We start from the raw sequence: 9,789 nt of genomic DNA, 5'->3' as shown, positions 1-9,789 counted from the left end.
CGTTGGAGATCAACGCGGTGGTGCAGGACGGTGAGGTGGGGCCGTGTCTGCAGGTGTCGTGGTCGTGGGCGTCGGGAGTGCTCGGCGAGCGGGATATGGAGAAGTTGTCGGGTCTGTTCGTGGAGGCGTTGGAGGCGTTCACCCGCCACGCGGCCGGCCCTGACGCGGGTGGATACACGCCTTCCGACCTGCCCCTGGTCTCCCTCAACCAGGCGGAAATTGATCAACTTGAGCAGCTGTGGAGGAACGACAAGTGAAGCGCAACGAATTGGAAGACATTCTTCCCTTGGCTCCGCTGCAGGAAGGCCTGCTCTTCCACGCTCTCTATGACGAGCAGGCGCTGGACGTGTACACGACCCAGATGTCTTTCCTGGTAGAAGGCCCTCTGAACGTCGAGGCTCTCAAGGCATCGGCCCGTGTCGTGCTGCAGCGCCATGCGAATCTTCGGGCCGGCTTCATACATGAGGGTCTGCGGCAGCCGGTCCAGGTCATCCCGCGGAAGGTCGAACTGCCCTGGGAAGAAGTCGACTTCACGGGGCTGGCTCCGGCTGCTCAGGGGGCTGCGGTCGAGGCGTGGCTTGAGGAGGACCGGGCGCGGCGCTTCGACCTGACCGCCCCGCCACTGCTCCGGTTCACACTGATCAGGGTTGGCCACCAGCAGTATCGGCTGGAGTTCACGAGCCATCACCTGTTGCTGGACGGCTGGTCCCTGCCGGTGCTGATGCGGGAGCTGATGACGGCGTACGCGCAGGGCGGTCACGGAGGGGGCCTCGCTCCGGTCACCCCGTACCGGGACTATCTGGCGTGGGTCGCGGGTCAGGACCGGGGTGCGGCCGAGGAAGCGTGGCGGCAGTCCCTGGCGGGTGTGGAGGAGGCCACGCGGCTGGCTCCGGTACGTGCCGATGGTGTGGCGGTGGCTCCGGATCGGGTCACCGTGCGCCTGCCCGAGGAACTGACCGCTGCGCTGACGGCTGCGACGCGGAGCTCTGGGGTGACGCTGAACACGGTGGTTCAGCAGGCGTGGGCAGTGCTGCTGGGGTACATGACCGGCCGGGACGATGTGGTGTTCGGCGCGACCGTTTCCGGGCGGCCGGCGCAGATCCCCGGGATCGAGTCGATGGTCGGTCTGTTCATCAACACCGTTCCGGTGCGTGTGCGTCTGAAGCCGGGCGAGGCCCTGCGCGAGGCGCTGGTACGGCTCCAGGGTGAGCAGAGCGCCCTCCTGGCCCACCAGCATCTCAAGCTCACCGACATCCACAACCTCACCCCGGCCAACGAACTCTTCGACACCGTCGTCGTGTTCGAGAACTACCCCGCCACCGCCTCGTCGGCGGCTGCGGACTCCACCGAAGCCGTACGCGTGGAACGGCTGGAGGGGCGGAACAGCACGCACTACCCGCTCAGCCTGATCGTGATGCCCGGAGACGGGATCCGGCTGCGGCTCGACTACCGCCCCGACCTGTTCGACCGAGCCGCGGTGGAACAGCTGGGATCCCGGCTGGTTCGGACGTTGGAGGTGATCGCCACCGGACTCGATCGGATGCTGGGCCACGTCGACCTGATCGGTGCCGAGGAACGGCATCGGGTGCTGGTGGAGTGGAATGACACGACGCGTGAGGTTCCGAATGTGCTGCTGCCGGAGTTGTTCGAGGCGCAGGTGGCCCGGACTCCGGACGCCCTTGCCGTGGTGAGTGGCGGGGTGGAGCTCAGCTACGCCGACCTGAATGCCCGGGCGAATCGTCTGGCCCGCCATCTGGTGGGGTGTGGCGCCGGTCCGGAGCGGCTTGTGGCAGTGGCTCTGCCGCGTTCGGCTGAACTCGTTGTCGCGTTGCTGGCGGTGTTGAAGAGTGGTGCGGGGTATGTGCCGGTGGACCCGGACTATCCGGCGGACCGCATTGCGTACGTGCTGGACGATGCCGAGCCGGTTCTGGTGATTGCCGATACCGAAACGTCGCGGGATCTGCCCAAGGGCGGTGACGTACCTCGCGTGTTGCTCGACAATGCTGAGGTTGTGCGTGCGCTTGCCGGGTTGAATACGTCTGATCTGGTTGATGCGGATCGTTTGTCTTCGGTGGTTCCTGCTCATCCGGCGTATGTGATTTATACGTCGGGGTCGACGGGGCGGCCGAAGGGTGTGGTGATTGAGCATGTGGCGTTGGTGAATTTCCTGGTGGGGATGGGCTCGGGTTGTGTTCTGGGTTCGTCTGACCGGTTGTTGGCGGTGACGACGGTTGCGTTCGATATCGCGGCGTTGGAGTTGTATGTGCCGTTGGTGAGCGGTGCGTGTGTGGTGGTTGCGGGGAAGGCTGAAGTCCGGGATCCGTTGGTGCTGGGTGCGTTGGTGCGTGAGTCGGGTGTGTCGGTGTTGCAGGCGACTCCGTCGTTGTGGCAGGCGCTGGTGGCGGAGGTTCCGGATTCTGTTCGGGGTCTGCGGATGCTGGTGGGTGGTGAGGCGCTGCCGTCGGTGTTGGCTGATGGTATGCGTGGGTTGGGCCGTGAGGTGTTGAACCTGTACGGGCCGACGGAGGCCACGGTCTGGGCGACGTCGTGTGTGGTGGGAGATCGACCGACGGGTGCGCAGCCGGCGATTGGTGGTCCGCTGGCCAACACCCGTGTGTATGTGCTGGATTCGGCTTTGTCGCCGGTGCCGGTGGGTGTGGCGGGTGAGCTGTACATCGCGGGTGCGCAGTTGGCGCGTGGCTATCTGGGCCGTGCGGGCCTGACGGCTGAGCGGTTCGTCGCGGACCCGTTCGCTGTGGCGTCCGGGTCGCGGATGTACCGGACCGGGGACGTGGTGCGCTGGAACACGGACGGAGTCCTGGAGTTCGTGGGCCGGGCGGATGCCCAGGTGAAGGTACGTGGCTTCCGTATCGAGCCCGGCGAGATCGAAGCCGTCCTCGCAGGCCATGGACAGGTGGCCCAGACGGCGGTCGTCGTACGGGAGGACACCCCGGGTGACAAGCGCCTGGTCGCGTACGTGGTGCCGGGTGGTGCCGAAACCGTTCGTGGCCTTGATATGAGTGACCTCCGTGGGTTCGTCGCGGAGCGGCTGCCGGAGTACATGGTGCCCTCGGCGTTCGTCATGCTCGACTCGCTGCCGTTGACGCCGAACGGGAAGCTGGACCGGCGGGCGCTGCCGGCTCCGGAGTACACGTCCAACGTGTCCGGGCGGGCTCCCCGGTCGCCGCGGGAGGAGATCCTGTGCGGTCTCTTCTCCGAGGTTCTGGGTGTGGAGTCGGTGTCGATCGACGACAGCTTCTTCGACCTGGGTGGGCATTCGCTGCTGGCGACCCGCCTGGTGAGCCGGATCCGTTCCGTACTCGGGATCGAGGTGAGTATCCGGTCGCTGTTCGAGGAGCCGACCGTTGTCGGCCTGATCGACCGGCTTGACGAGGGTGGTCGGGTCCGGGAGCCGTTGGGTGAGCGCGTCCGGCCGGAGGTCCTCCCGGTCTCGTTCGCGCAGCGCCGGCTGTGGTTCCTGGGCCAGCTGGAAGGCGTCTCCGCGACGTACAACATTCCCCTCGCTCTGCGCCTGAGCGGGGTCCTGGACGTGGAGGCGCTTGGGGCGGCGTTGGCAGATGTGGCCGGCCGGCACGAGAGCCTGCGGACCGTGTTCCCGCAGGTGGACGGTGAGCCGCGGCAGAAGATCCTGACGGGCGCCGCGGGCGTGCCGCACTGCCCGGTCGAGCGGGTCCCGGAGTCCGAGCTCGCGGCCGCGATCTCCGCGGTGGTGACGGCCGGGTTCGATCTGGCGCTGGACCTGCCGTGGCGGGTACGGGTGCTCCAGCCGGCCCCGGGCGAGTGGGTTCTGGTCGTGGTCGTACACCACATCGCTGCGGATGCCTGGTCGATGGGGCCCCTGGTACGGGACTTGTCCCTTGCATACGTGGCTCGTTGCAAGGGCGAGGCTCCCGTGTGGGACGCGCTTCCGGTGCAGTACGCCGACTACTCGCTGTGGCAGCGGGAGGTCCTCGGCGACGAGGACGAACCCGAGAGTGTGATCAGTGGGCAGGTGACCTATTGGAAGCAGGCCCTGAACGACCTGCCCGAGCAGCTGGAGTTGCCGGTCGACTTCCCACGGCCTGCGGTTGCCTCGCACGAGGGTGCGTCCGTGGCTGTGCACGTCTCGGCCGAAACGCATGCGCGATTGCTGGAGCTGTCCCGGTCCTGTGGCGCGAGTGTGTTCATGACGGTGCAGGCCGCGCTGGCGGTGCTGCTGTCGAAGATGGGCGCCGGCGAGGACATCCCGATCGGGACCCCGATCGCGGGACGCACCGACGACGCCCTCGACGAGCTCGTCGGGTTCTTCGTGAACACCCTGGTCCTGCGGACCGACGTTTCGGGCGATCCGACGTTCCGGCAGATCGTGGAGCGCGTCCGGGAGGCCGACCTGGCCGCGTACGCGCACCAGGACGTGCCGTTCGAGCGGCTGGTGGAGGTCCTCAACCCGGCCCGTTCCATGGCCCGCCACCCCCTCTTCCAGGTCATGCTCGCCGTTCAGCACCATGCACCGCACCTGAGCAACATCCGCAGTGCTACGACCGGATCCACAGCCGAGCTCGGACTCGATCTGCCCCATCTGACCGTGCGGCCGGAGCCGATGGACGGGACGGTGGCGAAGTTCGACCTGTCCGTCAGTCTGGGCGAGACCCACACCGACCGCACACCCGCGGGTCTCGAAGGGCGATTGGACTACCGTACCGATCTGTTCGAGGCGGCGACCATCGAGCTGCTCGCCCAGCGGTTGGTCCATCTCCTCGACACCGTCACCACCGACCCTGACACTCCCGTCCGGCGCATTGACATCGTGGGCACGGACGAGCGCGAGCAGGTACTGCTGGCATGGAACGACACCGCCAGCGAGGTGCCCGACGCGACTCTCACGCAGCTGTTCGAAGCCCAGGCTGTACGTACCCCCGACGCGATAGCCGTCGTGAGCGACGGGGTGGAACTCACCTACGCACAACTGAACGAGCACGCTGATCGGCTGGCCCGACATCTCGCCGGCCAGGGTGCCGGACCCGAGCGAGCCGTCGGCCTGTGGATGGAACGGTCCGCAGAACTGGTGACCGTACTGCTGGCCGTGCTGAAGACCGGCGCGCACTACGTGCCGTTGCACGAGGGACATCCGCCGAGCCGACTCCGGCTGGTCCTGGAGGACTGCGGTGCCGAACTGCTGGTGACGGACCGGCCCGCGCAAGCACGTGAGTTCGCTGGTTCCGTGCAGGTCATTTCCCCGGACGCAGCCCTTGCGACCGCTTCCGGGGCGGAACGTGTGCAGACGGCTGGTGCAGGGGATGCACGTAGAGCCATTGACGGCGGCGGCGCCGGCGGTGCCGATGGGCTCGCCTATGTGATGTACACGTCCGGCTCTACCGGTGAGCCCAAGGGCGTGGCTGCCACGCACCGCGGGGTCGCCGACCTCGTGCTGAACAGGTGCTGGCAGACGGACCACCACGAGCGCGTCCTCTTCCACTCGCCGCACGCCTTCGACGCTTCGACGTTTGAACTGTGGTTCCCTCTCCTCTCCGGCGGAGCCATCGTTGTGGCTCCCGAGGGAACGTTGGACGCAGCGTCCTTGGAACAGCTGATCAAGGCTCACGAGATCAGTGGCGTAGTTCTCACAGCGGGGCTCTTCCGGGTCATAGCCGAGGAGACCCCGGCGTGCCTCGCCCAGTTGCGCGAGGTGCTGACGGGTGGTGACGTGGTGTCGCCCGTCGCCATTCAGCGCGTGATGGATGCGTGTCCGGACACCGTGGTGCGCGTGCTCTACGGGCCGACGGAGATCACCCTGTGCGCGACGCAGTACGAGATGCCGACCGGTGTGGCCGTGGGCGGTTCGGTGCCGATCGGCCGTCCGATGGACAACACCCGCGTGTACGTGCTGGATGCGGCTCTCGCGCCGGTGCCGCGGGGTGTGGCGGGCGAGCTGTACATCGCCGGCACCGGTGTGGCCCGGGGCTACGTGGGCCGTGCCGGTCTGACGGCCGAGCGGTTCGTCCCGGATCCCTTCGCGGTGGCGCCGGGGTCGCGGATGTACCGGACCGGGGACGTGGTGCGCTGGAGCCCGGACGGAGTCCTGGAGTTCGTGGGCCGGGCGGATGCCCAGGTGAAGGTACGCGGCTTCCGCATCGAGCCCGGCGAGATCGAAGCAGTCCTGGCCGGTCATGCCCAGGTGGCCCAGACGGCCGTCGTGGTGCGCGAGGACACGCCGGGCGACAAACGGCTCGTCGCCTACGTCGTGCCTGCCACCGGCGAGTCCACCCTCGACCCCGCCGTGCTGCGCGGGCATGTGGCGGACCGGCTGCCGGACTACATGGTGCCGTCCGCGTTCGTCATGCTCGACGCTCTGCCGTTGACGCTGAACCAGAAGCTGGACCGGCGCGCCCTGCCCGCCCCGGAGTACGCCGCCGGTGTGGGTCGCGGACCGCGTACCCCGCGGGAAGAGATCCTGTGCGGGCTGTTCGCCGAGGTTCTGGGTGTGGAGTCGGTTTCGCTCGACGACGGCTTCTTCGAGCTGGGTGGTCATTCGCTGTTGGCGACTCGTCTGGTGAGCCGGATCCGGTCGGTGCTGGGCGCTGAGGTGAGCATCCGGTCGCTGTTCGAGAATCCGACGGTTGCCGGCCTGGTGGGCCGGTTGGGCGAGGGCGGTCGGGTCCGGGAGCGGTTGGGTGTGCGGGTGCGGCCGGAGGTCCTTCCGGTGTCGTTCGCGCAGCGTCGTCTGTGGTTCCTGGGCCAGTTGGAGGGCGTATCGGCGACATACAATATTCCGCTCGTGCTGCGGCTGACCGGAACGCTTGACGTGGAGGCGCTGCAGGCCGCGCTGGCGGATGTGGCCGGCCGGCACGAGAGCCTGCGGACGGTGTTCCCGCAGGATGCCGACGGTCAGCCGCGCCAGCTCGTCCTGGACCTCGCCGCGGGTGTTCCCGACGTCCACGTGGAACTGGTGTCCGCCGACCGGGTTGCTGCTGTTGTCGCGGGGATAGCAAGTACTGGGTTCGACTTGGAGCGTGATCTGCCGTGGCGGGTGACGCTGCTCGACGTGGACTCGGTCGATGAGTGGGTTCTGGTGATGGTGGTCCATCACATTGCGGCTGATGGCTGGTCGATGGTGCCTCTGGCGAAGGATCTGTCGGAGGCGTACGCGGCCCGGTGTCAGGGTGCGGCTCCGGTGTGGGATGCGCTGCCGGTGCAGTACGCGGACTACACGTTGTGGCAGCGCGAGGTCCTCGGCGACGAGGACGACCCGGAGAGCGTGATCGCAGCCCAGGTGGCCTTCTGGCAGGAGGCTCTGTCCGGGATTCCGGAGCAGCTGGAGCTGCCGGTGGACTTCCCGCGTCCGGCGGTCGCCTCCCACGAGGGCGCTTCCGTGGACGTGCATGTTCCGGTTGAGGTGCATGCCCGTCTCGTGGAGCTGTCCCGGTCCTGTGGTGCGAGTGTGTTCATGACGGTGCAGGCCGCGTTGGCGGTGCTGCTGTCGAAGATGGGCGCCGGCGAGGACATCCCGATCGGGACCCCGATCGCGGGACGCACCGACGACGCCCTCGACGACCTGGTCGGGTTCTTCGTGAACACGCTGGTCCTGCGGACCGACATGGCCGGTGATCCGACGTTCCGCGAGGTTGTCGAACGGGTCCGCGAGGCCGACCTGGCTGCCTTCGCGCACCAGGACGTACCGTTCGAGCGACTGGTGGAGATCCTCAACCCGGCCCGTTCCATGGCCCGACACCCGCTGTTCCAGGTCATGCTGGCCTTCCAGAACATTGCCGAGCCGGATCTCGCATTGGCTGATCTCAGCGTTCGGCCGGAGCCCATGCAGGGCTCGGTGTCGAAGTTCGACCTGTCCATCAGCATGGGCGAACTCCATGACGAGGAGGGCACCCCCGCCGGGCTCCTGGGACAGGTCGACTACCGCACGGATCTGTTCGCGGAGGAGACGGTCCGCGGCCTCGTGGACCGGCTGGTGCGCGTGCTGGAGACGGTCACCGCCGATCCCGACGTGGCGATTCGGTGCGTGAGCGTTCTCGGCGCTGAGGAACGGCAGCGGGTGCTCGTCGACTGGAACGACACGGGTCGGGAGATTCCGGATGCGACGCTGCCGGAGCTGTTCCAGGCACAGGTGATACGGACTCCGGACGCCCTTGCCGTGGTAAGTGGCGGGGTGGAGCTCAGCTACGCCGTACTGAACAGTCGGGCGAATCGTCTGGCCCGGTATCTGGTGGCGTGTGGTGCGGGTCCGGAGCGGCTGGTGGCGGTTGCACTGCCGCGCTCGGTCGACCTGGTCGTGGCCTTGCTTGCGGTGCTGAAGAGTGGTGCGGGGTATGTGCCGGTGGACCCGAAGTACCCGGCGGACCGGATCGAGTACATGCTGGCCGACGCCGCCCCGGTGCTGATGCTGACGGACACGGCCACCGCTGCGCTGCTGCCCCACCACGACGCTGCCCGTCACGTGCTGCTCGACGAGCCCGAGATCGTGGCTGCCGTAGCCGCTCGGGACGGTGGCGATCTGACCGACCACGACCGTCTGTCCCCGGTGCTGTCCGGCCACCCGGCGTACGTGATCTACACGTCGGGGTCGACAGGACGGCCGAAGGGCGTGGTGGTCGAGCAGCGCAGCGTGGTGAACCTCGCCTCATGGGCTGTAGATGGGCTCGGTGCGGACCGCCTGGGGGAGGAGGTCTACGCAACGACGTCACTCAATTTCGACGTGTCGGTCTTCGAGATGATCGCTCCCCTGCTTGCCGGCGGTCGGATCAACGTGCTCCGGGACCTGCTCGCGCTGGGAGACGCATCCGCCGGAGACGACAGCAGTCGGCCGCTGGTCAGTGGCGTTCCCTCGGTGTTCTCCAGCCTCCTGGACCGTGAACTGGCGGCCGACGTGGCGACGGTTGTGATGGCGGGCGAGGCGATCTCGCCCACCGTCGCCAAGAGGATGCGCTCGGCCTTCCCCGAGTCCCGTATCGCGAACTGCTACGGGCCGACCGAATCCACGGTTTACGCAACCTCGTGGTACACGGATGCCGAACTGCCGGATGCGATCCCGATCGGTCGGCCAGTCGCCAACACGCGGGTGTACGCGCTGGATTCGGGTCTGTCGCCGGTGCCGGTGGGTGTGGCGGGTGAGCTGTACATCGCGGGTGCGCAGTTGGCGCGTGGCTATCTGGGCCGCGCGGGCCTGACGGCTGAGCGGTTCGTCGCGGACCCGTTCGCCGTGGTGCCGGGGTCGCGGATGTACCGGACCGGGGACGTGGTGCGCTGGTCCGCGGATGGTGCGCTGGAGTTCGTGGGCCGGGCGGATGCCCAGGTGAAGGTACGTGGCTTCCGTATCGAGCCCGGCGAGGTCGAAGCCGTCCTCGCAGGCCATGGACAGGTGGCCCAGACGGCGGTCGTCGTACGGGAGGACACCCCGGGTGACAAGCGCCTGGTCGCGTACGTGGTGCCGGGTGGTGCCGAAACCGTTAGTGGCCTTGATATGAGTGACCTCCGTGGGTTCGTCGCGGAGCGGTTGCCGGATTACATGGTGCCGTCGGCGTTCGTCGTGCTGGACGGTCTGCCGTTGACGCCGAACGGGAAGCTGGACCGGCGCGCCCTGCCGGCTCCGGACTACGCCGCAGGTGTGGGTCGCGGACCGCGTACCCCGCAGGAAGAGATCCTGTGCGGGCTGTTCGCCGAGGTCCTCGGCGTGGGTGCCGTCTCGATCGACGACAGTTTCTTCGAGCTGGGTGGTCATTCGCTGTTGGCGACTCGTCTGGTGAGCCGGATCCGGTCGGTGCTGGGCGCTGAGGTGAG

2 protein-coding genes are annotated in these 9,789 nt (G+C 67.7%); both read left to right on the top strand.

The features are described 5' to 3' along the window. Positions 1–257 (top strand): hypothetical protein (locus ACFVYE_RS46675; RefSeq protein WP_389609633.1); only part of this gene is annotated, 257 nt, incomplete at its 5' end. After that, positions 254–9,789 (top strand): amino acid adenylation domain-containing protein (locus ACFVYE_RS46670; RefSeq protein WP_389609631.1); only part of this gene is annotated, 9,536 nt, incomplete at its 3' end. The genes ACFVYE_RS46675 and ACFVYE_RS46670, both read left to right, overlap by 4 nt.

Source organism: Streptomyces sp. NPDC058239 (assembly GCF_042882185.1).
GTDB lineage: Bacteria > Actinomycetota > Actinomycetes > Streptomycetales > Streptomycetaceae > Streptomyces.
This window is presented reverse-complemented; position numbering and strand designations above follow the sequence as displayed.